21 protein-coding genes are annotated in these 23,454 nt (G+C 70.6%); 14 read left to right on the forward strand and 7 right to left on the reverse strand.

The features are described 5' to 3' along the window. Positions 1–130: 130 nt before the first annotated feature. The 5 genes from IWX89_RS04265 to IWX89_RS04285 are packed head-to-tail and all read left to right on the forward strand — an operon-like array spanning position 131 to position 6,323. The gene (locus IWX89_RS04265) at positions 131–1,738 is read left to right on the forward strand and encodes a carboxyl transferase domain-containing protein (RefSeq protein WP_196902331.1); all 1,608 of its coding nucleotides are present in this window, start codon (positions 131–133) and stop codon (positions 1,736–1,738) included. 5 nt (positions 1,739–1,743) lie between these two features. Further along, on the forward strand, positions 1,744–3,831 hold the full coding sequence (locus IWX89_RS04270) for a biotin carboxylase N-terminal domain-containing protein (RefSeq protein ID WP_196902332.1): 2,088 nt from the start codon (positions 1,744–1,746) through the stop codon (positions 3,829–3,831). After that, positions 3,828–4,994: an acyl-CoA dehydrogenase family protein gene (locus IWX89_RS04275; protein ID WP_196902333.1), complete on the forward strand. Its 1,167-nt coding sequence runs from the start codon at positions 3,828–3,830 to the stop codon at positions 4,992–4,994. The genes IWX89_RS04270 and IWX89_RS04275 overlap by 4 nt, the downstream gene beginning before the upstream one ends. 13 nt (positions 4,995–5,007) lie before the next feature. Continuing rightward, positions 5,008–5,493: a MaoC family dehydratase gene (locus IWX89_RS04280; protein WP_196902334.1), complete on the forward strand. Its 486-nt coding sequence runs from the start codon at positions 5,008–5,010 to the stop codon at positions 5,491–5,493. Further along, complete coding sequence (locus tag IWX89_RS04285; protein ID WP_196902335.1) at positions 5,490–6,323, forward strand: CoA ester lyase; 834 nt, start codon at positions 5,490–5,492, stop codon at positions 6,321–6,323. Before IWX89_RS04280 ends, IWX89_RS04285 begins: the two co-directional genes overlap by 4 nt. 24 nt (positions 6,324–6,347) lie before the next feature. Here the strand turns inward: IWX89_RS04285 and IWX89_RS04290 are convergent, their stop codons facing one another. Continuing rightward, positions 6,348–6,851 (reverse strand): glutathione peroxidase, encoded by a 504-nt coding sequence (locus IWX89_RS04290; RefSeq protein ID WP_196902336.1) that lies wholly within the window; start codon positions 6,849–6,851, stop codon positions 6,348–6,350. Between the two features lie 346 nt (positions 6,852–7,197). Here IWX89_RS04290 and IWX89_RS04295 point away from each other — a divergent pair, with 346 nt between their 5' ends. Then, complete coding sequence (locus tag IWX89_RS04295; RefSeq protein WP_196902337.1) at positions 7,198–8,904, forward strand: ribonuclease J; 1,707 nt, start codon at positions 7,198–7,200, stop codon at positions 8,902–8,904. 67 nt (positions 8,905–8,971) lie between these two features. After that, a complete protein-coding gene (locus IWX89_RS04300) occupies positions 8,972–11,077 on the forward strand; it encodes a transglycosylase domain-containing protein (RefSeq protein WP_196902338.1) in 2,106 nt (701 codons plus the stop codon). An 88-nt stretch (positions 11,078–11,165) separates the two neighbouring features. Here IWX89_RS04300 and IWX89_RS04305 read toward each other — a convergent pair whose 3' ends face one another. Continuing rightward, the gene (locus IWX89_RS04305; protein ID WP_196902339.1) at positions 11,166–12,785 is read right to left on the reverse strand and encodes a peptide chain release factor 3; all 1,620 of its coding nucleotides are present in this window, start codon (positions 12,783–12,785) and stop codon (positions 11,166–11,168) included. Between the two features lie 205 nt (positions 12,786–12,990). On the opposite strand from IWX89_RS04305, the gene IWX89_RS04310 reads away from it, so the two are divergent. From IWX89_RS04310 to IWX89_RS04320, 3 genes are all read left to right on the forward strand, one after another. Then, positions 12,991–14,049 carry an aldo/keto reductase gene (locus tag IWX89_RS04310; protein WP_196902340.1) on the forward strand — a complete coding sequence of 353 codons (1,059 nt, stop codon included), beginning with the start codon at positions 12,991–12,993 and terminating at the stop codon, positions 14,047–14,049. A 133-nt stretch (positions 14,050–14,182) separates the two neighbouring features. Continuing rightward, positions 14,183–15,538, forward strand: a complete 1,356-nt coding sequence (locus tag IWX89_RS04315; protein ID WP_196902341.1) for a pitrilysin family protein — start codon at positions 14,183–14,185, stop codon at positions 15,536–15,538. Positions 15,539–15,625: 87 nt separating this feature from the next. Further along, the gene (locus tag IWX89_RS04320; protein WP_196902342.1) at positions 15,626–16,228 is read left to right on the forward strand and encodes a histidine phosphatase family protein; all 603 of its coding nucleotides are present in this window, start codon (positions 15,626–15,628) and stop codon (positions 16,226–16,228) included. Positions 16,229–16,264: 36 nt separating this feature from the next. Here the strand turns inward: IWX89_RS04320 and IWX89_RS04325 are convergent, their stop codons facing one another. Next, positions 16,265–16,771, reverse strand: coding sequence for a GNAT family N-acetyltransferase (locus IWX89_RS04325; RefSeq protein ID WP_196902343.1), 507 nt, complete (start codon positions 16,769–16,771; stop codon positions 16,265–16,267). Positions 16,772–16,835: 64 nt separating this feature from the next. Here IWX89_RS04325 and dapB point away from each other — a divergent pair, with 64 nt between their 5' ends. Next, positions 16,836–17,678: a 4-hydroxy-tetrahydrodipicolinate reductase gene (gene dapB / locus IWX89_RS04330; protein ID WP_196902344.1), complete on the forward strand. Its 843-nt coding sequence runs from the start codon at positions 16,836–16,838 to the stop codon at positions 17,676–17,678. After that, the gene (locus IWX89_RS04335) at positions 17,675–18,136 is read left to right on the forward strand and encodes a type IV pilus biogenesis/stability protein PilW (RefSeq protein ID WP_196902345.1); all 462 of its coding nucleotides are present in this window, start codon (positions 17,675–17,677) and stop codon (positions 18,134–18,136) included. The genes dapB and IWX89_RS04335 overlap by 4 nt, the downstream gene beginning before the upstream one ends. A 25-nt stretch (positions 18,137–18,161) precedes the next feature. Here IWX89_RS04335 and IWX89_RS04340 read toward each other — a convergent pair whose 3' ends face one another. The 4 genes from IWX89_RS04340 to IWX89_RS04355 form a co-directional block, all read right to left on the reverse strand. Next, on the reverse strand, positions 18,162–19,052 hold the full coding sequence (locus IWX89_RS04340; RefSeq protein WP_196902346.1) for a TIGR01777 family oxidoreductase: 891 nt from the start codon (positions 19,050–19,052) through the stop codon (positions 18,162–18,164). A gap of 15 nt (positions 19,053–19,067) precedes the next feature. Further along, positions 19,068–19,493 (reverse strand): OsmC family peroxiredoxin, encoded by a 426-nt coding sequence (locus IWX89_RS04345; RefSeq protein WP_196902347.1) that lies wholly within the window; start codon positions 19,491–19,493, stop codon positions 19,068–19,070. 86 nt (positions 19,494–19,579) lie between these two features. Next, positions 19,580–20,101, reverse strand: coding sequence for a DUF4395 domain-containing protein (locus IWX89_RS04350; protein ID WP_196902348.1), 522 nt, complete (start codon positions 20,099–20,101; stop codon positions 19,580–19,582). Continuing rightward, positions 20,082–20,531 carry a thioredoxin family protein gene (locus tag IWX89_RS04355; protein WP_196902349.1) on the reverse strand — a complete coding sequence of 150 codons (450 nt, stop codon included), beginning with the start codon at positions 20,529–20,531 and terminating at the stop codon, positions 20,082–20,084. Before IWX89_RS04355 ends, IWX89_RS04350 begins: the two co-directional genes overlap by 20 nt. Positions 20,532–20,650: 119 nt before the next feature. Here IWX89_RS04355 and dapA point away from each other — a divergent pair, with 119 nt between their 5' ends. Next, on the forward strand, positions 20,651–21,628 hold the full coding sequence (gene dapA, locus IWX89_RS04360) for a 4-hydroxy-tetrahydrodipicolinate synthase (protein ID WP_196902350.1): 978 nt from the start codon (positions 20,651–20,653) through the stop codon (positions 21,626–21,628). A 28-nt stretch (positions 21,629–21,656) separates the two neighbouring features. After that, positions 21,657–23,333 carry a ribonuclease J gene (locus IWX89_RS04365; RefSeq protein ID WP_196902351.1) on the forward strand — a complete coding sequence of 559 codons (1,677 nt, stop codon included), beginning with the start codon at positions 21,657–21,659 and terminating at the stop codon, positions 23,331–23,333. The last annotated feature ends 121 nt before the right edge of the window (positions 23,334–23,454 follow it).

Below are 23,454 nucleotides of genomic sequence, written 5' to 3' on the forward strand. Positions count from 1 at the left end.
TTCTCAGTTACGAACCGCTAACCTGAATTTTCGGTTAGGGATCACTAACTGTATCGGATGTCCGGCGAACTGTCTCCTGGTCTGAAACCCGGGTGTCGCGCGGCGGGCACGCTCGAACGGGAAGCTGTCGATGGAGACACTCGCGAGTCGGATCGACCCGACCAGCCCGGCATTCGCCGCGAACGATGCCGCCCAGCGGGCCCTCGTCGCCGACCTCAGGCAGCGGCTCGCCGTCGCGGCCCTCGGCGGCCCGGAGAAATCCCGGCAGCGCCACCTCGCCCGCGGCAAGCTCCTGCCCCGCGAACGCATCGACACCCTGCTCGACCCGGGCAGCCCGTTCCTCGAGATCGCCCCGCTCGCCGCGAACGGGCTCTACCAGGACGCCAGCCCGGGCGCCGGGATCATCGCGGGCATCGGCCTCGTGCACGGCCGCCCCGTGCTCGTCATCTCCAACGACGCCACCGTCAAAGGCGGCACCTACTACCCGATGACGGTCAAGAAGCACCTCCGGGCGCAGGAGATCGCCCTCGAGAACCGGCTGCCGTGCGTCTACCTCGTCGACTCCGGCGGGGCGTTCCTGCCGATGCAGGACGACGTCTTCCCCGACCGCGACCATTTCGGCCGCATCTTCTACAACCAGGCCCGGATGTCCGCGGCGAAGATCCCGCAGATCGCCTCCGTGATGGGCTCCTGCACCGCCGGCGGCGCCTACGTGCCCGCGATGAGCGACGAGACGGTCATCGTGCGCGGGCAGGGCACCATCTTCCTCGGCGGCCCGCCGCTGGTGAAGGCGGCCATCGGCGAGATCGTCACCGCGGAGGAGCTCGGCGGCGGCGAACTGCACGCGAAGACGTCCGGCGTCACCGACCACCTCGCCGAGAACGACCGGCACGCCCTGCAGATCGTGCGCGACATCGTCGAAACCCTGCCGCGCCCCCTCGCCCCGGCCTGGGCCGTGCGACCCGTCGTCGCCCCCGCGGCCGACGAGGCGGAGCTCTACGGCGCCGTCCCCGTCGACGTGCAGGGCCGCTACGACGTGCACGAGGTGATCGCCCGGCTCGTCGACGGCAGCGAGTTCCACGAGTTCAAGAAGGAGTACGGCAGCACCCTGATCACCGGCTTCGCGCACCTGTACGGCCACCCGGTCGGCATCGTCGCCAACAACGGCGTGCTGTTCTCCGAGTCGGCGCTCAAGGGTGCCCACTTCATCGAGCTCTGCGACCAGCGCGGCATCCCGCTGATCTTCCTGCAGAACATCTCCGGCTTCATGGTCGGGCGGGACTACGAGGCCGGCGGCATCGCCAAGAACGGCGCCAAGATGGTCACCGCCGTCGCCACCGCCCGGGTGCCCAAGCTCACCGTCGTGATCGGCGGCTCCTTCGGCGCCGGCAACTACTCCATGTGCGGCCGCGCGTACTCGCCGCGGTTCCTCTGGATGTGGCCCGGCAGCCGTATCTCGGTGATGGGCGGGCCGCAGGCGGCCTCCGTGCTCGCCACCGTGAAACGCGAGCAGCTCGAGGGCGCCGGCGAGGAGTGGCCGGCCGAGGCGGAGGCCAGGTTCAAGGCGCCGATCACCGAACAGTACGACCACCAGGGAAGCCCCTACTACTCCACGGCCCGGCTCTGGGACGACGGGGTCATCGACCCCGCCGACACCCGCACGGTGCTCGGCCTCGCCCTCGGCGTCGTCGCCGCCACCCCGCTACCCGAGACCGCCTTCGGTCTCTTCCGGATGTGACCGCCATGACGACCTTCGACACCGTGCTCGTCGCCAACCGCGGCGAGATCGCCTGCCGCATCATCCGCACCCTGCGGAGGCTCGGCATCCGCTCGGTCGCCGTCTACAGCGACGCCGACCGCGGCGCCCGGCATGTGGGGCTGGCGGATGTCGCGGTGCGGCTCGGTCCCGCCCGGGCCCAGCTGAGCTACCTGGACCAGGGTGCCGTGCTCGCCGCCGCCGCGGCCACCGGCGCCCAGGCCATCCACCCGGGTTACGGCTTCCTCAGCGAGAACCAGGACTTCGCGCAGGCCTGCGCCGCCGCGGGCGTGGTCTTCATCGGGCCGAGCGTGCACGCGCTCACCGTGATGGGCGACAAGATCCGGTCGAAGAACCACGTCGCCGACTCCGGGGTGCGAGTCATCCCCGGGGTGTCCCTGCCCGGCCAGACCGACGAACAGCTCGCCGCGGCCGCCCCGAACGTCGGCTACCCGATGCTGATCAAGCCGTCGGCGGGCGGCGGCGGCAAGGGCATGGTGCGGGTCGACCGGCCGGACGACCTCGCCGCGGCACTGGTCACCGCCCGCCGGGTGGCGGCCGCCGCCTTCGGCGACGACACCCTCCTGATCGAACGCTTCGTCAGCACCCCCCGCCACATCGAGGTGCAGGTGCTCGCCGACACCCACGGCGGCGTCATCCACCTCGGCGAACGCGAATGCTCGCTGCAGCGAAGGCACCAGAAGGTGATCGAGGAGGCGCCGTCCCCGCTCCTGGACGACGCCACCCGGGCCCGGATCGGCGAGGCCGCCTGCGCGGCCGCCCGCAGCGTCGGCTACGCCGGCGCCGGCACGGTCGAGTTCCTCGTCTCCGACGAGGCGCCGGGCGAGTTCTTCTTCATGGAGATGAACACCCGGCTCCAGGTGGAGCACCCGGTCACCGAGATGATCACCGGCATCGACCTGGTCGAGTGGCAGGTGCGGGTGGCCGCGGGGGAGCGGCTCGGCCACCGGCAGGAGGACGTCGTGCTGACCGGGCATGCGATCGAGGCCCGGGTGTATGCGGAGAACCCCGAGCGCGGGTTCCTGCCGACGACGGGCACCGTGCTCGCGCTCAAGGAGGCGACGGGCGAGGGGATCAGGGTGGACAGCGCGCTCACGGCCGGCCTGGTCGTGTCCGCCGACTACGACCCGATGCTCGCCAAGGTGATCGCCTGGGCTCCCGACCGGGCCGGTGCGCTCGCCCGGCTCGATCGCGCGCTCGCCGGCACGCTCGTGCTCGGGCTGCGCACCAACGTCGAGTACCTGCGGCTGCTCGTGCAGGACGCCGATGTCAACGCCGGCCGCCTCGACACCGGGCTGATCGAGCGCAAGCTCCCCGGGCTCGCCTTCCGCGCCGCCGACGACCACGTGCTCGCGGCCGCTGCCCTGTTCCTGCACCGGGCCGCCTGGGCCGTGCCGCCGGGCGCCGACCTGGCCTGGTCCCGGCCCACCGGGTGGCGGATGGGCCCGCACGTTCCCACCCGGTACGTGCTGGCCACGAACGCGACCGAGTCGGTCACCGTGACGGTCGAGGGGACCCCGGGCGGGGCATCCGTCTCGATCGACGGCCGGCCCGCCCTGCCCGCCACCCTGTCCCCGGCACTTCGCCCGGAGGAGGCCTTCGGCGTCGAGGTCGGCGGCGTCCTGCGGATGCTCTCCATCGCCGAAGCAGACAACGCCGACGGCCCCCGGCTCTGGATCGGCGTCGACGGCTCCTCGTTCGACCTCGTGCACCGCACGGGGGCGGAGATCCTGGCCGACGAACTCGCCGGGCTGGGCCAGGTCGCGGGCGCGGCAGGACCCGACGTGCGCACGCCGATGCCGGGCACCGTCGTCGCCGTGCACACGGAAAGCGGTGCTCTCGTCGCCGTCGGGCAGGCCATCCTCACCGTGGAGGCCATGAAGATGGAGCACCAGCTGACCGCGGCCACCGCGGGCATCGTCACCCTCACCCTCAAACCCGGCGATCTGGTCAGACTCGACCAGATCGTCGCCACCGTCACCGCCGCGCCCGATTCGGGCGCGCCAGGGCCGGACACCGCCACCGTCAACGCAGACAAGGGAGCACCACAATGAGTTACGAACTGACCGACGAGAACCGGAAGCTGCAGGCCATGGTGCGCGACTTCGCCGACACGGTCGTCGCTCCCGCCGCGTACGAGTACGACACCAAGCGCGCCCTGCCCTACGGCATCATCGCCGAGATGGGGGAGATGGGCCTGTTCGGCCTTCCCTTCCCGAAGGAGTACGGCGGTCAGGGCCGGGACTACTTCGCCCTCTGCCTGGCGGTCGAACAGCTCGCGCGCGTCGACCAGAGCATCGCCGTCACCCTCGAGGCCGGCGTCGGCCTCGGCATCATGCCGGTGTACCGCCGGGGCACCGAGGAGCAGAAGCAGGAGTGGGTGCCGCGCCTGGCCAGCGGGTCGGCGCTCGCCGCGTTCGGCCTGACCGAGGCGGACGCCGGCTCGGACGCCGCGGGCACGAAAACCACCGCCTCGCTCGAAGGCGGGGAATGGGTGATCAACGGCACCAAGCAGTTCATCACCAACTCCGGCTCGGAGATCACCCGGCTGGTCACCGTCACCGCCGTCACCGGCGTAGAGACCCGGCCGGACGGTTCGATCAAGAAGGAGCTGACGGCGATCCTGGTGCCGACGCCCACGCCCGGGTTCACCGCGCTCCCCGCCTACGACAAGGTCGGCTGGCACACCTCCGACACCCACCCGCTCGTCTTCGACAACGTGCGCGTGCCGGAGGCGAACCTGCTCGGGGAGCGGGGCCGCGGCTTCGCGAACTTCGTGCAGACCCTCGACGAGGGCCGCATCGCCTTCGCCGCGCTCTGCACCGGCGCCGCAGCCGGCTGCCTCGAGGAATCCATCCGCTACGCGAACAGCCGCAACGTGTTCGGCCGGTCGATCGGGTCCAACCAGCACATCGCCTTCAAGATCGCCCGGATGCAGGCGCGGGTGCACACCGCCCGGCTCGCCTGGCAGAACGCGGCCCTGAAAATGGTCGCCGGACAGCCCTTCAAAATGGAGGCATCCATTGCCAAAATGGTGGGCAGCGAAGCCGCCATGGACAACGCCCGCGACGCCACCCAGATCTTCGGCGGCTACGGCTTCATGAACGAGAATCCGGTGGCCAGGCACTACCGAGACTCCAAGGTGCTCGAGCTGGGCGAGGGCACCACCGAGGTGCAGCTCATGGTGATCTCCCGGGCGCTGGGCTTCACGGGTTAGGAAGGGACGACGGATGACCGACGAACGCCGCAGCATCGAACAGCGCGGCCTGTACTACGAGGAGTTCGACCCCGACGTGCGCTACCTGCACCGCCCGGGCCGCACGGTCACCGAGGCCGACAACGTGCTCTTCACCACCCTCACCATGAACACCCAGGCGCTGCACCTGGACGCAGCCTGGTCGGCAACCCAGCCGTTCGGGCAAAGGCTGGTCAACTCCATGTTCACCCTGTCGACCCTGGTCGGCAGCTCGGTCGCGCAGCTCACCCAGGGCACCATCGTCGGCAATCTGGGGTTCTCCGAGGTGACCTTCCCGCATCCGCTCTTCCACGGTGACACCCTCTACTCGGAGACCATCGTGACCGGCAAGCGGTTGTCGGCCTCCCGGCCCGGCCAGGGTCTCGTCACGCTCAGCCACACCGGGCGCAACCAGACCGGCGGCGTCGTCGCCACGGCGGTGCGCACGGTGCTGGTCTGGTGCGAGGAGGTGGCCCCGTGAGCTTCGACCTCGGGCCGGCCCTGCTGTTCTGCCCGGCCGACCGCCCCGACCGGTACCGCAAGGCTGCCGACCGGGCCGACGCGGTGATCATCGACCTCGAGGATGCCATCCTGCCGGCCAACCGGGCCAGGGCCAGGGGCGCGCTGATCGGGCATCCGCTCGACCCGGAGCGCACGATCGTGCGGGTCAACCCCGTCGGCACCCCCGACTTCGCCCTCGACCTCGCCGCGCTGGAGGAGACCGCGTACCGCACCGTCATGCTGCCCAAGACCGTCGACGGGTCCCAGGTGCGACCGCTGGCCCGGTTCGAGGTGGTCGCCCTTTGCGAGACCGCGGCCGGGGTTCTCGCCGCCCCGTCGATCGCGGCCGAACCGAACGTCGTCGCCCTGATGTGGGGTGCGGACGACCTGGTGGCCTCCCTCGACGGAAGCTCGAGCCGGTTCGCCGACGGCAGCTACCGGGCCGTCGCCCGGCACGCGCGCTCGGCCGTGCTGCTGGCGGCCGGGGCACACGGGAAGGCCGCCGTCGACGGCGTGTTCCTGGCCATCCCCGACCTGGCCGGCCTGGCCGCCGAGGTCGCCGACGCCGTGGCGAGCGGGTTCCGGGCCACGGCCTGCATCCACCCCAGCCAGGTCGCCGTGATCCGGGATGCGTTCCGTCCCACCGAGGAGGAGGTCGCCGCCGCCTGGGCGCTCCTGGAAGCCGCCGCGGGCGAGGACGGCGTGTTCGCCTACCAGGGGCGGATGATCGACTCGCCACTGCTCCGGCACGCCGAGGCGGTGCTGCGGCGGGCGGCGCCGACCGACCCGCGCGGCGCCGTCACCGACTGAGCTCCGGCGGCGGGGAGGGAACGGTCAGGCTGCACTGGCGGCGAGGGTCTTCTCGATCGCGCGCACGATCTCGTCGGATTCGGGCTCGACGGTCGAGGCGAACCGGTCGACGATCTCCCCGGTCGGGCTGACCAGGAACTTCTCGAAGTTCCACTTGATCAGGCCGGGGAGCAGGCCGCTCTTGAACTTGGTGAGCTGGGCGTAGAGCGGGTGCTGGTTCCGGCCGCGCACATCCACCTTCTCCGTCAGCGGGAACGTGACGCCGAAGTTCAGCTGGCAGAAGGATTCGATCGATGCCTCGTCGCCGGGTTCCTGGCCCATGAACTGGTTGCACGGCAGACCGAGCACGACCAGGCCGTCGTCCGCGTACTTCTCGTAGAGCGCCTCGAGGCCGGCGTACTGCGGGGTGAACCCGCACTTCGAGGCGACGTTCACGACGAGCACCGTCTTTCCCCGGAACTGCCCGAAGGTGGTCTCGGTGCCGTCGATGAGGGTGAGGGGGGTCTCGTAGAGTGCGCTGGCTGACATGAGGCGATGCTAGCGGCGCACCCTTCGAGATCGCTGGGCGGACGGCCGGGGCAACGCTGCGGGACGGGGGAGCCGGGACGCCGGCCCGTCGCCCGCGGCCCGGTGCGGTAGGCTGGAGAGTCGCCATCATCGCGCCTGCCCGGCATCGGCAGCCGCCAGATCGCGACTCCGCCGCCCTCGAGCCGGCCCCGGGCACCGTTGCCCATCGGGCGGCCAGACCGGCCACGTCCCCCAGGACGAGGCGCGAATCCTAACTTTGCACCACCCGTTCACCAGGACCGCACGCCGGTCCCCTACCGAGACCTGACTGCCTTGCGCGCGGTCTCACCCTGAGAAATGAGTTTCCTTGACCAAGCACCAGCTTGACCTGTCCACGCCGCCGGCGCTGCCGAAGCGCGGCCTCCGCATCACCCCGCTCGGCGGCCTCGGTGAGATCGGCCGCAACATGACCGTCTTCGAGCACAAGGGCAAACTGCTCATCGTCGACTGCGGCGTGCTCTTCCCCGAAGAGACCCAGCCCGGCATCAACGTGATCCTGCCCGACTTCTCCGCCATCCGCGGACGGCTGCAGGACATCGAGGCCATCGTGCTCACCCACGGCCACGAAGACCACATCGGCGGCGTCCCGTACCTCCTGCGCGAGCGCAAGGACATCCCCATCATCGGGTCGGAGCTCACCCTCGCCTTCCTCAGCGCCAAGATGGAAGAGCACCGCATCGTCCCGCGCCTGGTCCAGGTCAAGGAAGGGCAGCGTCGCAAGGCCGGCCCGTTCGACCTCGAGTTCCTCGCCGTCAACCACTCGATCCCCGACGGGCTCGCCATCGCCATCCGCACCGAGGCCGGCCTGGTGCTCGCCACCGGCGACTTCAAGATGGACCAGTTCCCGCTCGACAACCGCCTCACCGACCTGCCCGGCTTCGCCAGGCTCGGCGAGGAGGGTGTCGACCTGTTCATGACCGACTCGACCAACGCCGAGGTTCCCGGGTTCACGATGACCGAGGAAGACATCCGTCCGGCCATCGACTCCGTCTTCCGCACCGCGCCGCGCCGGATCATCGTCTCCAGCTTCGCGAGCCACGTGCACCGCATCCAGCAGGTCATCGACGCCGCCGCCCGCCACAACCGCAAGGTCGCCTTTGTCGGCCGCTCGATGGTGCGCAACATGGCCATCGCCGAGAAGCTCGGCTTCCTCAAGGTGCCCAAGGGCCTCATCGTCGACGTCAAAGCGTTCGACCGGATGAAGGACGACAAGGTCGTGCTCATCTGCACCGGCTCGCAGGGCGAGCCGATGGCGGCCCTGTCGCGCATGGCGAACCGGGAGCACCAGATCAAGATCGGCGAGGGCGACACCGTGCTCCTGGCCAGTTCGCTGATCCCCGGCAACGAGAACTCGATCTACCGGGTCATCAACGGCCTCACCCGCTGGGGCGCCAACGTCGTGCACAAGGGCAACGCCCGGGTGCACGTCTCCGGCCACGCCAGCGCCGGCGAGCTCGTCTACTGCTACAACCTCGTCAAGCCGAAGAACGTCATGCCGATCCACGGCGAATGGCGCCACCTCAAGGCGAACGGCGAACTCGCCGTTCGCACCGGCATCCCGGAGGAGCAGGTCCTGATCGTCGAGGACGGCGTCGTCGTGGACCTCGTCGACGGCCTGGCCCGGATCACCGGCCGCGTCGCCTGCGAACTCGTCTTCGTCGACGGCATGACCGGCAACGGCGGAGTCACCGTCGGCAGCGGCGCCACCGAGGAAGCCCTCGCCGACCGCCTGCAGCTCTCCAACGACGGCGCCGTGACCATCCTCGGCATCCTGGACACCCGCACCGGCGTGCTCACCGAACCGGTCGAGTTCATCGCGCGCGGCTTCGTGCAGGACAGGGAATGGATCGCCGGCGCGACCAAGTCGATCGACGACGCCCTCCGCGCCGCCAACAAGATCAAGATCGTCGACGGGCCGCAGCTCGAGGACATCTTCACCCAGAGCGTGACCCGGTGGATGCAGCGCAAGTACCGCCGCATCCCGGTGATCACCTCGGTCGTCGTCGACGCGTGAGCGGATGCCGCCGGGCCCCCGGCCCGGCGGCCGCCGTGTTCGCCGAAACCGGAAGTGATATCGCCCCATGACTCCTGAACTGCCCACCCGGAAGAAGGCACGTCGTACGCGCCGCCGGTCGATCGTGCTGATCTCCGCCGCCGTCATCGTGGCGTTGCTCGCGACGACCGTGGTCGCCTTCGTCGTCAGCCTGCCGGACGACCTGGTCATCGGCCGGTTGTCGCAGAAGAGCAACGTCTACGCCACCGCCGCCGACGGTTCGCCTTACCTGCTGGCGTCGTTCTACGACCAGAACCGGGTCGAGGTCGCCTCCGACGCGATCAGCCCGTTCGTGAAGGATGCGGCGACCTCCGCCGAGGATCCCGGTTTCTACGAGCACGGCGGCGTCGACATCTGGGGGACGGTCTCCGGTCTTGTGTCGACCCTGGTGACCGGGACGGCCCGCGGCGGGTCCTCGATCACCCAGCAGTACGTGAAGAACGTGCTCGTGCAGAAATGCGAGACTCTGGGCGACGAGAAGAAGCGGGCCGACTGCTACAACACCGCGACGGAGACGAGCCCCGACCGCAAGCTCAAGGAGATGAGCCTCGCCATCGGCCTGGAGAAGAAGTCCTCCAAGGCCGACATCCTGCGCCAGTACCTGAACATCACCGGCTTCGGCGGGTCCGTCTACGGCATCGAAGCCGCCGCGAACTACTACTTCAACACGACGGCCGCCGCGCTGACCCTGCCCCAGGCGGCGAGCCTCGTCGCGATCGTGAACAACCCGGTCAAGTTCCAGCTCGACAAGCCGGAGAGCACCACCAACGGCGCGGCCAACGGCTACGCGGACAACAAGGAACGCCGGGACTACATCCTCGGCGAGATGCTCAAGCACAAGAAGATCAGCAAGGCCGACCATGACGCCGCGGTCGCTGCGCCGATCACGCCGACGATCACCGAGCCGAGCACGGGCTGCCAGACCGCCGGCGGCAGCGCCTACTTCTGCGACCTGGTGCTGCGCACGCTGCGCAACGACCCGGCCTTCGGCTCGGATCGCGCCACCCGGCTGGCCAACTTCCGGCTCGGCGGCTACAAGGTGTACACGACCCTGGACCTCGACCTGCAGGCCGCCGCCGAGACGACCATGGCCGAGAACGTCCCGAAGTCCTTCGAGGACTGGGATGTCGGCGGCGTCGTCTCGAGCGTGGGCGTCGGCACCGGACGGGTGCTCGCGATGACCCAGAACAAGGACTACACCCAGGATCCGGCAGTCGCCGCCGCCAACCCCGATGCCACGGGCATCAATTTCAACACCGACTACGACCAGGGTGGGTCGAAGGGGTTCCAGACCGGGTCGACCTACAAGGTCTTCACCCTGGCCGAATGGCTCAAGGAGGGCAACTCCCTCGCCGACTCGGTCAGCTCCCGGCAGCGCTCCGACTGGGGCGTCTTCCAGGACAGCTGCAACGGACCGCAGGAATACGGCACGAGCTTCGACCCCAACAACGACGCCTCCTACGAGAACGGGTCGTACTACTCCGCCCTCCAGTCGACGATCGGCTCGATCAACACCGGGTTCATCGGCATGGCGAAGAAACTCGACCTGTGCGGCATCCGCAAGACCGCCGAGGCGTTCGGCGTGCACCGGGCCGACGGGGATCCGCTCCAGCAGGGTGCCGCGTCGGTGCTCGGCACCAACGAGATCGCCCCGCTCACCATGGCGGCCGCGTATGCCGGGATCGCCAACAAAGGCACCACCTGCAGCCCGATCCTGATCGACCGGATCGTCGGGCCGGACGGCGAGGAGATCCCCGCCCCGAAGTCGACCTGCACGCAATCCGTCAGCCCGGACGTCGCGGCCGCGATGGCCTATGCGATGCAGCGGGTGATGACCAGCGGCACGGGGTCGGCCTCGAACTGGCGGACCGACCCGGAGGTGCCGATGATCGGCAAGACCGGCACCACCGACGAGAACAAGGACACCTGGATGGCCGGGGCGAGCACCAAGGTCGCCACCGTCGTCGGCGTCGTGACCGTGTCCGGCGCCGGGGTCGACCAGCGGGACACCTACTTCGACAGCGGTGAGGCGGCTACCGCCCGGCACCGGATGTGGCCGGACATGATGAGCGTCGCCAACCGGAAGTTCGGCGGCGACGAGTTTCCCGAGCCGCCGCGAAGCATGACCCGCTGACCTGTTCCGGCCCCGGCACCATGGCCGGCGGGGGAGTGGCTGACTCAGGAGATCCGGCGATGTCCTGAATCAGCCACAGACGACCGGGTCAGTGTGCGGCGGCCACCTCAGGGCTGCCGGTGGCGAGGTCCTCGAGCAGCAGTTCCGGGTGGTCGCGCACCGTGTTGCGCAGCCGCCAGACGGTGCTGAACAGGGCGAGCAGGGTGCCATCCGAACGCATCAGCACCTCGACCTGCCGGTCGTGGCCCAGGATCAACGCGCTCTCCCGGTCGGTGCGCCTGGCGATCTGGTAGGGCAGTGCCTCCGAACGGATGGCCGCGCCGAAGTCGTGGGTCATCCGCTCCTCGACCACCTCGAACTGCATCGGCCCGACCGCGCCGAGCACGGGGGACTGGTCGCCGCGCAGATCGGAGCGCATCACCTGGATGACCCCCTCGTGGTCGAGCTGGTCGATCCCGCGGCGGAACTGCTTGTGCTTGCTGCTGTCGGCCGACCGCACCACCCGGAAGTGCTCCGGGGCGAACATCGGCAGCGGCGGATACTCCACCGGGTCGCCCTCGAAGATCGAGTCGCCCACCCGGAGCGCGGACGCGTTGACCAGGCCGACGATGTCGCCGGGCCAGGCCTCATCGGCCACCTCGCGTTCCCGGCCGAACAGGTGCTGCGCGTACTTCGTGGCGAACGGCCGGCCGCTGGCCGCGTGGGTGACGATCATTCCGCGGCGGAACTGCCCGGAGCAGACCCGGACGAACGCGACGTGGTCCCGGTGGGAGGCGTTCATGCCGGACTGCACCTTGAAGACGAAGCCGGAGAACGCGCTGCCGACGGGCCGGTGCCCGCCGGTGGCGTCTTCGCGGGCCTCGGCGGCCGGGGCGAAATCGACGAGGGTGTCGAGGATGTGCTGCACCCCGAAGTTGAGCACGGCGGCGGCGAAGAGAACGGGCGTGGTCTCGTTGGCCAGGAACCTGGCCTCGTCGTGGTCCTGGTCCTCCTCGGTGAGCAGCTCCGATTCCTCGGTCGCGGTCTGCCAGGCGTCGCCCTCGTCCGCGGCGGCGACGTCCGCGCTCACCCGTTCGAAGCCGGCGGCCTTCGCGCCGCCGGCGGTGCGGGTGAACCGCACGAACTCGTGGCTGGAACGTTCGATCACGCCGCGGAAGTCCCCGGCGATCCCGACCGGCCAGGTCAGCGGAGTGGGGATCAGGCCGGTACGACGGCGGATCTCGTCCATCAGGTCGAGCGCCTCGGCGCCGGGGCGGTCCCACTTGTTGATGACGGTGATCACGGGGAGGTTGCGCTGCCGGCAGACCTCGAACAGTTTCATGGTCTGCACCTCGAGGCCCTTGCTCGCGTCCACGAGCATGACGGCGGCGTCGACGGCCGACAGCACTCGGAAGGTGTCCTCGGAGAAGTCGGCGTGGCCGGGGGTGTCGACGAGGTTGATCACGGCGTCGCGGTACTCGAACTGGATCGCCGCGCTGGTCACCGAGATGCCGCGAGCCTGCTCCATCGCCATCCAGTCGGACACCGTGCCGCGACGCCCGGCCTTGCCATGGGTAGCCCCGGCGGTGGTGATGGCGCGCGCGTGCAGCAGCAATGCCTCGGTGAGCGTCGACTTCCCCGCGTCGGGGTGGGAGATCACGGCGAACGTGCGGCGTCGTCGAGCCTCGGAAAGTACCTCGGGCGTGGACAGGCCGATGGGCTGCGTCATGGATCCTTCTTTCATGGGCGATTCAGGCAGGCGGAGGCGACGCCTCTGCGGCGGCCAGGTCAGAATCGTTCCCCTCCAACTCTAACTTGACCCGCGAGACGGGCGTTTCGCACCCGGCACCCCACATTTTGGTAACGGTTCGGGCGTGTCCTTTGCCGACGCGGGCGCGGGGGTTATTGTCGGCACTGAACGGAGGGAGAGACGGATGCCCCGACCGGCCATGCACGGACACGGCACGCGGACCGTCGCCGCGCCACCCACCGGGCCGGCAGCGCTGCAGGGCCCGCCCGCCATCTCGCTCCCCATCCCCGTACCCGTCTCCGTGCAGCCCCTGCCGACGCCGCGGAGCCTCCGCCGCACCATCGCCGACACCGACCTCACGGTCCACCCGCTCGCCCTCGGCACGAGCGTGTTCGGCTGGACCGCCGACGGGGAGACCAGCGCCCGCGTGCTCGATGCGCACCGCGATCTCGGCGGCAACTTCCTCGACACCGCCGACAGCTACACCTCCGGGCGAAGCGAGGTGATCGTCGGCAACTGGTTGCGCTCCCGCGGCGCACGCGACAGCACCGTGATCGCCACCAAGATCGGCAAGAACCGCGACAACCCCGGGTTGTCGCCGCGCAGCATCATCGGCGCGGTGCAGGCCTCACTCGACCGCCTCGGCACCGACTACATCGACCTGCTGCACTTCCACTTCGACGACCCGACCGTTCCCTTGGAGGAGAGCCTCGGCGCCGTCGACGTGCTCATCCGCAGCGGCCAGGTGCGTTACCTCGCCGCGTCGAACTTCTCCGCCGAACGGCTGATGGAGGCCCGGGTGCTCGCCGCCAACGGCCTGCCCCGGTTCGTGGCGTTGCAGACCCAGTACAGCCTGCTCCACCGCGCCCCGTTCGAGTCCTCGCTGGCCCTGGTCACCCGGGCGCAGGGGCTCTCGGTGCTGCCCTACTTTGCGCTCGCGCACGGCTTCCTGGCCGGCCGTTACCGGTCCAAGGCCGACCTGCAGAAGACGACCCGCGCCGCCCGCGCCGCCAAATACGTCACCCGCACCGGTCTGCGGATGCTCGCGGTCGTCGACCGCATCGCCGAGGAGCACGCCGTGGCCCCGGCGACCATCGCGATCGCCTGGCTCCTCGCCCGCGGCCAGGTCGTCGCCCCGGTGGCCAGCGCCAGCCACCCCGACCAGGTGGAGGCGCTCGTGGCCGCTGCCGGCATCCGTCTGACCCGCGGCGACATGGTGGACCTGGACCGGGCCTCGGCCTAGCCACGCCGCCGCCACGCGCGCGGCGCCGCCCGAGGCGACACGCAGCCGACGCCCGCCGCGGCGGGAACGAGTCGCCCGCGGGCGCGAGTCGGGCCTCGGCCGCGCAGGCCCGGTGACGTAGGGTGGGGGAGATATGAACGGTGCCGTTGAGTTTCCCCTGGACCTGGCCGAACTCTCGTTCCGAGCGGCCGGTGAGTCCCTCGTACGCCGCAGCGTGCTGCCGAGCGGTGTGCGCATCGTCAGCGAGCACGTGCCCGGCAGTCGCAGCCTCACCATCGGCTACTGGGTCGCCGTCGGCTCCCGCGACGAGGAGCCCGGCCACTTCGGGTCGACCCACTTCCTGGAGCACCTCCTGTTCAAGGGCACGGCGAAGCGCACGGCGCTGGACATCGCGATCGCCTTCGACTCCGTCGGCGGCGAGCACAATGCGATGACCGCCAAGGAGTACACCTGCTACTACGCCAAGGTGCAGGACCGTGACCTGCCGATGGCGGTCGAGGTGCTCACCGACATGCTCACCTCGTCGCTGCTCGACCCGGTCGAGTTCGAGAACGAACGCGGCGTCATCCTCGAAGAACTCGCCATGGCCGACGACGACCCGTCCGACGTCGCGAACGAGCGGTTCTTCGAGGCCGTGATGGGGAAACACCCGCTCGGCCGGCCGATCGGCGGCAGCCCCGACACGATCCGGGCCGCCACCCACGCCGCCGTGCAGGAGCACTACCGGGCCAACTACCGTCCCCAGGATCTCGTCGTGACGGTGGCCGGCGCGGTCGACCACGACGTGCTCGTCGCGGCCGTCACCCGTGCCCTCGCCCTGGCCGGCTGGGACCTGAGCGAATACGCCGCGCCCGTCGGCCGCCGATCCGGCAGTCCGGCGAGCATCAGCCAGGGTGCCCGGCTCACGATCGTGCCGCGACCGCTGGAGCAGGCCAACCTCCTGATGGGGTTCCCCGGCCTCCTCGCCACCGACGACCGGCGCGTCACGATGAGCGTGCTGAACTCCATCTTCGGCGGCGGCATGTCCTCCCGGCTGTTCCAGGAGGTGCGGGAGAAGCGCGGCCTGGCCTACTCGGTCTACTCCTTCGCCCCCGGCTATTCGGACGCCGGACTGTTCGGCATGTACGCCGGCTGCACGCCGGCGAAGGCCGGCCAGGTCGCCGAGCTGATGCTCAGCGAGCTGCACCGGCTCGCCGAGCACGGCGTCACCGCCGACGAGATGAAGCGGGCGTCGGGCCAGCTGTCCGGGGCATCCGCCCTCGCCCTCGAGGACTCCGACACCCGGATGTCCCGGCTGGGCCGTTCCGAGATCACCCTCGGTGAGTTCATCGACCTCGATGAGGCGCTCCGCCGCCTCGCCCTGGTCACCGCCGCGGACGTCCAGGCGCTGGCGGCCGACCTGGCCGCCGGTCCGCTGTCGATCGCGGCCGTCGGCGCCCTGGAGCCCGACGCCTTCGCGGCCATCCTGCCGGACCCGATCCGTTCCTGACTCCCCACCAACCGACTCCGGCGCAGACGCCGGCATCCGGCCCGGCCGCCCCAGCTGCCCGGTCGCAGCGAATCGAAAGAGAACAACGTGCCCCACTACATCTACCTCGTGCGCCACGGTGAACAGCAGGATGCCGAACACGGCCTTCCGGACGGCCCGCTGTCCGCGCGCGGCAAGCGACAGGCCCAGCTGATCGCCGAGCGTCTCGGCGGGGTGCCGTTCACGGCCGCGTACCATTCCCCGCTGCAGCGGGCCGCGGAGACGGCGAAGATCATCGCCCAGCGCCTGCCCGCGCTCACGCCCGAACCCTCGGCGCTGCTCTTCGACTGCATCCCGTCCGGCAAGGCGCCGGAGACCCCGACGGCGTACGCCCCGTTCTTCGGTGCGGTCACCGAGGCGGAGATCGAGGCCGGGAGTGCCCAGATGGAGGACGCCGTCGCCGAGTTCCTCCAGCCGCGGCGCGGGGAGCACCACGACCTGCTGATCACCCACAATTTCGTCATCGCCTGGTTCGTGCGTGAGGTGCTCGGCGCGCCGGACTGGCGCTGGATCAGCATCAACCAGGCCAACTGCGGCCTCACGGTGCTGCACCAGAAGCCGGGCCGGCCGTGGACCATGGTCACCCACAACGACACCGGGCACCTCCCCGTGGAGCTGCGCACCGGCCTGCCCGACCCGCTCCTGTTCTAGCGGCCGGATCCGGGCGGCGCGCGACCGGGGCCGGCCTCAGGCAAGGAGCTTGAGGTACCAGTTGGTGGCGTTCGGGTTGTCGTTGTAGGGGGCGCAGTCCTCGTACCCGGCACTCGCGTAGAGCACCCCGGCCGCTGTCAGGCTCGCGTTCGTGTCGAGCACGAGTTCGTCGGCGCCGAAGGCCCGCGCCCGCCGTTCGAGCTCGGCGAGCAGGGCGCGGCCCCAGCCCCGGCCACGCACCTGCGGCTGCAGCCAGAGGTGCTTGACCTCGTAACGCACCCGGCCGGCCGGCGAGTCCGCGATCCGGCGGATGCCCCCGCACCCCACGAACGCGCGCTCCCGTTTTGCGGGCTCCTCGCTGACCAGCAGGAACACCCCGTTCGGCGGCACGAACTGGCCCGGCGTCGGGAACGTGGTGCGGTAGGCACCCTGATCGACCGGGAAGCTCGACTCCCGATCACTGAAGTACTGGGTGAGCAGCACGATCGAGCCGGCATCCGTCACCGACACGTCGCTGAAGGCCGGCACTGGGGAATCGGACATGGGTCAAGGCTACTTCGCCCGGCCGCTGCGGCAAGGGGCCCGCCGCCCTTGGTAGATTGGACCTATGACAACACGGGTGGCCATCGTCGGCGTAACGGGAACGATGGGCCGCCTCGTCGCCGCACTGATCGAGAAGACGGACGGCTACGAACTCGTCGCCGGGCTGAACTCCGCCAGCGACCTGGCCGAGATGCTCGGCGCCGACGTGGTGATCGACCTGACCGTGCCCCGGGCCAGCCAGGGTGTCGTCGACTTCGCCGTCGACCATGGGCTCCGCGTGCTCGTCGGCACGTCCGGCTGGTCGCAGGAGCGGATCGACGCCCTCGCCCGCCGCATCGCCGGGCGCGACGACACCGGCGTGGTCATCATCCCCAACTTCTCCATCGGCTCGGTCATCGGCACCGCGCTCTCGGCCATGGTCGCCCGGTTCTTCGACTCGATCGAGATCGTCGAGGCGCACCAGGCCGGCAAGGTCGACTCGCCGTCGGGCACCGCGGTGCGCACGGCCGAAATGATCGGGCGGGCCAGGGCCGGCCTCGGGCCGGTGTCCGCGCCGCACATCGACCAGCGGGCCCGGGGCCAGCAGGTCTCCAGCGTCCCGGTGCACAGCCTCCGGCTGGAGGGGTTGCTCGCCCGCCAGGACGTCATCTTCGGCGGCACGGGGGAGACCCTCACGATCAGCCACAACACCCTCTCCGCGGCGGCCTACGAGCGCGGCATCCTGCTGGCCCTCGCCGCGGCCGTTTCGGCGCGCGGCGTGACGGTCGGACTCGACCAGGTCGTGGACCTCGGCCTCGGGGAGCCGGCCCGGCCGGATGCCCCGGCCGAACCCGGACCGGACGACTCCGCACCCGACGGCTCCGCACCCGACGGCCCGGTTCTCGACAGCTCAGGCGCCGGCGCATGAAGGGCCGTCTGGCCGTCGTCCCGATGGCCCTCCTCCTGGCGTTCTACCTGGTGCTCGTCGGCTGGCGCGCGGTGCTGTTCGTACAGAGCGGCGACCCCGTCGGCATCCTGATCGGCGTGGCGCTGATCATCCTGCCGCTGATCGGGGTCTGGGCGCTCGTGCTCGAGCTCCGGTTCGGCCGCAATTCCGAACGCCTCGTGCGGCAGCTGGAGCGCGAGGGCGGCCTTCCCGTCGAAGACCTGCCCACCCGTCCGAGCGGACGGCCGCTCCGGGACGCCGCCGACGCCGAGTTCCCCCGGTTCAAGGCCGCAGTGGATGCCGCCCCCGGCGACTGGCGGGCCTGGTTCCGCCTCGGACTGGCATACGACGCGTCGGGGGACCGTCGCCGCGCCCGCGGCGCCATCCGCACCGCCATTGACCTGGAACGCTCCGCCCCCGCGGTCGCGCCGCCCCGGTAGCGGTAGTGTGGCCCGCCGGGCCTGATCAGGGCTGGGCGAGCATCCAGTCGACGGCCTCGGCCGCGCTGCGCTGGGAGAAGACGAAACCGTCGTTCTGCAGCAAGGTCGAATCGACCTGCTGGTCGGCCAGCAGCAGTGCGCGCGCGGCGTCCTGCAGGGCGAGGGTGAGCACCAGCTCGGGTACCGGGATCCGGAACGGGCGGTGCAGTGCCGTGGCCACGGCCTTGATCACGTCGTTCGAGGTGGCGGGGGTCGGGCCGACCAGGTTGACCGGGCCCGACAGGGTCGAACCGAGCAGGTGCACGATGGCGGCGGCCTCGTCGTGCAGGCTGATCCACGGCCAGTGCGCGGTGCCGCGGCCGAGCGGGCCGGCCACGCCGAGGCGCACCAGCGGCAGCAGCGGGCGCAGCGCGCCGCCTCTGGCGATGACGAGCCCGGTGCGGAAGGTCACGACCCGGGTCTGCTCCGGTGCGCGAACGGCCTCGGCCTCCCAGGCGGCCACGACGCCGGCCAGGAAATCGGTGCCCGGCGCGGACTCCTCGGTGAGCACCTCGCCGGGGCGGTCGCCGTAGATGCCGACCGCGGAGGCGTTGAGCAGCACGGCCGGCGGGTGGGCGCTGCGCCGCATGGCGTCGGTGAGCGTGCGGGTGGCCTGCACCCTCGACTCGAGGATCTGCCGCCGGTACCCGGTGGTCCACGGCAGCCGGGCGAGGGAGGCGCCGGACAGGTTGATCACCGCATCCACCTGTCCGAGCGCCGCCTCGTCCAGGGTCAGCGCGGCCGGATTCCAGCGGAACTCATTGGGCGTCCGCGGGTCGCGGCGCACCAGGCGCGCGACCGTGTGGCCGGCCGCGCCGAGCTGGCGGCAGACCTCGGTGCCGATCAGGCCGGAGGCCCCGGAGACCAGAACTCGCATGAACGCCCGGCCCTGCTAGGCCAGCTCGGCTTCGATCGTGATCGGGATGCCGGCCAGCGCCTTGGAGATCGGGCAGTTGGCCTTCGCGTCCGCGGCGAAGGCCTCGAACTCCTCCTCGGTCAGGCCGGGCACGCTGGCGCTGACGAGGAGGTGGCTGCCGACGACGCCGACCCCGGCCTCGAAGGTGACCGCCGCGGTGGTCTGGATGCTCTCCGGCGTGTGACCGGCGGCGCTGAGGCCGTTGGCGAGGGCCATCGAGAAGCAGGCGGCGTGGGCCGCGCCGAGGAGTTCCTCCGGGTTGGTCGTGTTCGGGCTGCCGACAGACCTGGCCTGCCAGGTGACCGGGAATTCGGCGGCGTGCGATGAATCGAGGGAGACGGTGCCCTGGCCGGACTTCAGATCGCCGGTCCAGACGGTGGTCGCTTCGCTGGTCAATGCCATGGTGTTACCTCCTGAGTGAAACTCCAGCCTAGCCATGGGGGCCGGCGGCAGGTGTCTACCCAGTCTGGGAATCGGCAGGGAGGCCGCTACCGGGCGGTGGCCGGCCCCCGGCCGATCAGTCCGGACCGCACCAGCAGCAGGTACAGCTGGCAGCCGAGGCAGTAGTCGAACACGGCGTTGAGGAAGGCCGCGACGAACGCGGCGGCCGCGGTGATGCCCACGGCCGGGGCCAGGCCGGCCAGGCCGAGCACGACGCCGACGAGGGTGACCAGCAGGCCGACGCCCTGCGCGAAGGTCGGCGGGGCGGGGTTCTCCAGTTCACGCGGCGGGGCCAGCCGGGGTCGCACGAAACGCTTGAAGAGCAGACCCCAGGGGTGCCGGCCGGCGCCCGCGATCGCTCCCCAGGCGAACAGGGCGGCCAGCACGACGAGCAGCGAGAGCGCGGCGACGGATGCCCCGGTCAGCGACAGGAACACCACCACGAGCAGCAGCCCGGCCGTGATCCCGGCGCCGAAGCGCGGGCCGCGCGGGTCGAGGTCGGGCCGGCGGGGGCGGCCCGCACCCGTTCCGGCCCCGGGCGTGCCGGGTTCAGCGGGCAAGAGTGGCATGGAGGCTCCCGGGGAGGTCGTCGAGGTGGGCGAGGATGCCGGCCTTGTGCGGGGCGCCGCCGACCCGGGCCTGCACCCGCCCGGTCCGGTCGAGGATCAGAGTGGTCGGGGTCTGCAGCACCTGGAACCGGCGGGCCAGGTCGGCCCGATGGGTGAGGTCCACCTCCACGTGCACGACGCCGGGCCGGGACCGGGCAACCCCGGCGAGCATCCGGTGGGTGCCGGGGCAGCGGGAGCAGTGTTCGGTGGAGAACTGCACCAGGGTGGCTTCCGCGCCGAACGAAACGGTGCTGGCGACATCCGCCGGGGTCAGCGCGGGCGCCTCGGCCACCTCGGTGAAGCGGCCCTGCCGGGCGCGCCAGGCCAGCCCGAGGCCGGTCGCGGCGGCCACGAGCGCCAGCACGCTGCCGAGGGCGAGAATCGGATCCATCCCGCAACGGTACGGGCGTCCCGGCGCGGCCGGGGGAGTGTGACGACAGGTTACGGCGCAGGCCCGGCCGCGCCGCGCACCGCGTGCGATCTCGCACCGTGACCGATAGCCTGTAATCCGTGTCTACGTCCTATAACCCTTTCGGCCAGGTCCTCGTCGCCCTGGTCACTCCCTTCACTGCCGACGGCGAAGTCGACTGGGCGGGAGTGGCGAAACACATCGACGACGTGATCACCGCCGGCGCCGACGGCATCGTCGTCACCGGCACCACCGGGGAGACGTCCACCCTGACCGACCCGGAGAAGATCAGGCTGGTCGAGGTCGGCAAGGACGTCGCGGCCGGCCGCGCCAAGATCATCACGGGCGGCGGCTCCAACGAGACCGCGCACGCCATGCAGCTCGCCCGCCAGAGCGAGAAGGCCGGCGCCGACGGCAACATGATCGTCACCCCGTACTACAACAAGCCCACCCAGTCGGGCATCCTCACCCACTTCCGGATGATCGCCGACGCCACCGACCTGCCGGTGATCCTCTACGACATCCCCGGTCGTACCGGCGTCCCGATCAACTACGAGACCATCCTGCGCGCCGCGAAGCACCCGAACATCCTCGCCGTGAAGGACGCCAAGGGCGACCTGGCCCAGGTCAGCCGGGTGCTCAACCAGACCGACCTGCTCTACTTCTCCGGCGACGACCCGAACGTGCTGCCGCATCTGTCGATCGGGGCGACCGGACTGATCGGCGTCACCGCGAACATCGCGGCCACGCCGTACCGCCAGATGGTGGACGCCGTCAACGCCGGCGACCTGAAGACGGCCACCGCCGCGCACCGCCAGCTCGAACCCCTCGTGCGGGCCTGCATGACCCACGTGCCCGGCACCGTCGCGGTCAAGTACATCCTGCACGGCCTCGGCCGGATCGGCAGCCCGCGGGTGCGCCTGCCCCTGGTCGGCCCGGAGGACTTCGAGGCCGCGCAGATCGAGGACGAGATCGACCTGGTCAAGAACATCCCCGGGGTCGACTTCTCCAACTTCCGCCCCGACCGCAACGCCGCCGCGGGCGGCGCGCTGCCGAAGATCGCCGGAACAACACGCTAATCACGCCACCGACCCCCTAGGAGGGCCCATGCCCATCGACGTCTACGACCCGGCCCCACTCGAACCGGGCACGCTGCGGGTCATCCCGATCGGGGGGCTCGGCGAGATCGGCCGCAATATGACCTCGTTCGAGATCGACGGCAAGATCCTCATCGTCGACTGCGGGGTGCTGTTCCCTGAGGAGCACCAGCCGGGCGTCGACCTCATCCTGCCCGACTTCAGCCCGATCAGGGACCGCCTCGACGACATCCTCGGGGTCGTGCTCACCCACGGGCATGAGGACCACATCGGCGCCGTGCCGTACCTGCTCAAGCTGCGCCAGGACATCCCGCTGATCGGGTCGGGGCTGACCCTCGCGTTCATCGAGGCGAAGCTCAAGGAACACCGGATCACCCCGTACACCCTGCAGGTCAAGGAGGGCCAGAAGGAACGCCTCGGCCCGTTCAACCTCGAGTTCGTCGCCGTCAACCACTCGATCCCCGACGCCCTGGCCGTGGCGATCAAGACCGTCGGCGGCACCGTGCTGCACACGGGCGACTTCAAGATGGACCAGCTGCCGCTCGACCACCGGCTGACCGACCTGCGCGAATTCGCCCGGCTCGGTACCGAGGGCGTCGACCTCTTCCTGGTCGACTCGACGAACGCGGATGTCCCGGGCTTCACCCCCTCCGAGCGCCTGATCGGCCCGGTGCTCGAGGACGTCATCGCCCGTGCCCCGCGCCGGGTGATCGTCGCGAGCTTCTCCAGCCACGTGCACCGGGTGCAGCAGGTCCTCGACGCCGCCCACGCGAACGACCGCAGGGTGGCCCTGCTCGGCCGGTCGATGGTGCGCAACATGACCATCGCCGCCGAACTCGGCTACCTGCGGGTGCCGGAAGGGGTGCTGGTCGATTTCAAGAAGGCCGGCAGCATCCCCGACGACAAGATCGTCTACATGTCCACCGGGTCGCAGGGCGAGCCGATGGCCGTGCTCAGCCGGATGGTGAACATGGACCACCAGGTCGAGGTGGGTCTCGGCGACACCGTCATCCTCGCCTCCAGCCTGATCCCCGGCAACGAGAACGCGGTCTACCGCATCATCGACGGGCTGACCAAGCTCGGCGCCACCGTCGTGCACAAGGGCAACGCGAAGGTGCACGTCTCCGGGCACGCCGCCGCCGGCGAACTGACCTACTGCTACAACATCCTCAAGCCGAAGAATGTGCTGCCCGTGCACGGGGAGTACCGCCACCTCGTCGCCAACGCCAAGCTCGCCGCCCTGACCGGGGTGCCCGACGCGAATGTGATCCTCGCCGAGGACGGCACCGTGCTCGACCTGCGCGCCGGCGTCGTGCGGAAGGTCGGCCAGCTCGACCTGGGCTACGTCTACGTCGACGGGTCGAGCGTCGGCGAGATCACCGACGCCGACCTCAAGGACCGCCGCACCCTCGCCGAGGAGGGGTTCATCTCGATCATCATCGTGGTCGACGCCTCCACCGGGAAGGTCATCGTCGGCCCGGAGATCCACGCCAAGGGATTCGCCGAGGACGCCTCCGTCTTCGACGCCGTGCGGCCCAAGATCGAGGCCGCCCTGGCCGAGGCCGCGCAGAACGGGGTGCGCGACACGCACGCCCTGCAGCAGATCGTGCGCCGCACGGTCGGCCGCTGGGTGAACGTGGCATTCCGCCGCCGCCCGATGATCGTCCCCCTGGTGATCGAGGCGTAACCCGCTCCGGCGCCCCGCCGCCCGGCGCTCCCCACGCTCCGACCGGAGGAATTCGCGCCACGCGGGTTTCCCGGGCGCCGGGCACGGCGGGTCGCGAAAAACTCCATCCCGAACCGGTGAG

The sequence above is a fragment of the Cryobacterium sp. MP_M3 genome (assembly GCF_015752155.1).
Classification (GTDB): Bacteria; Actinomycetota; Actinomycetes; order Actinomycetales; family Microbacteriaceae; genus Cryobacterium.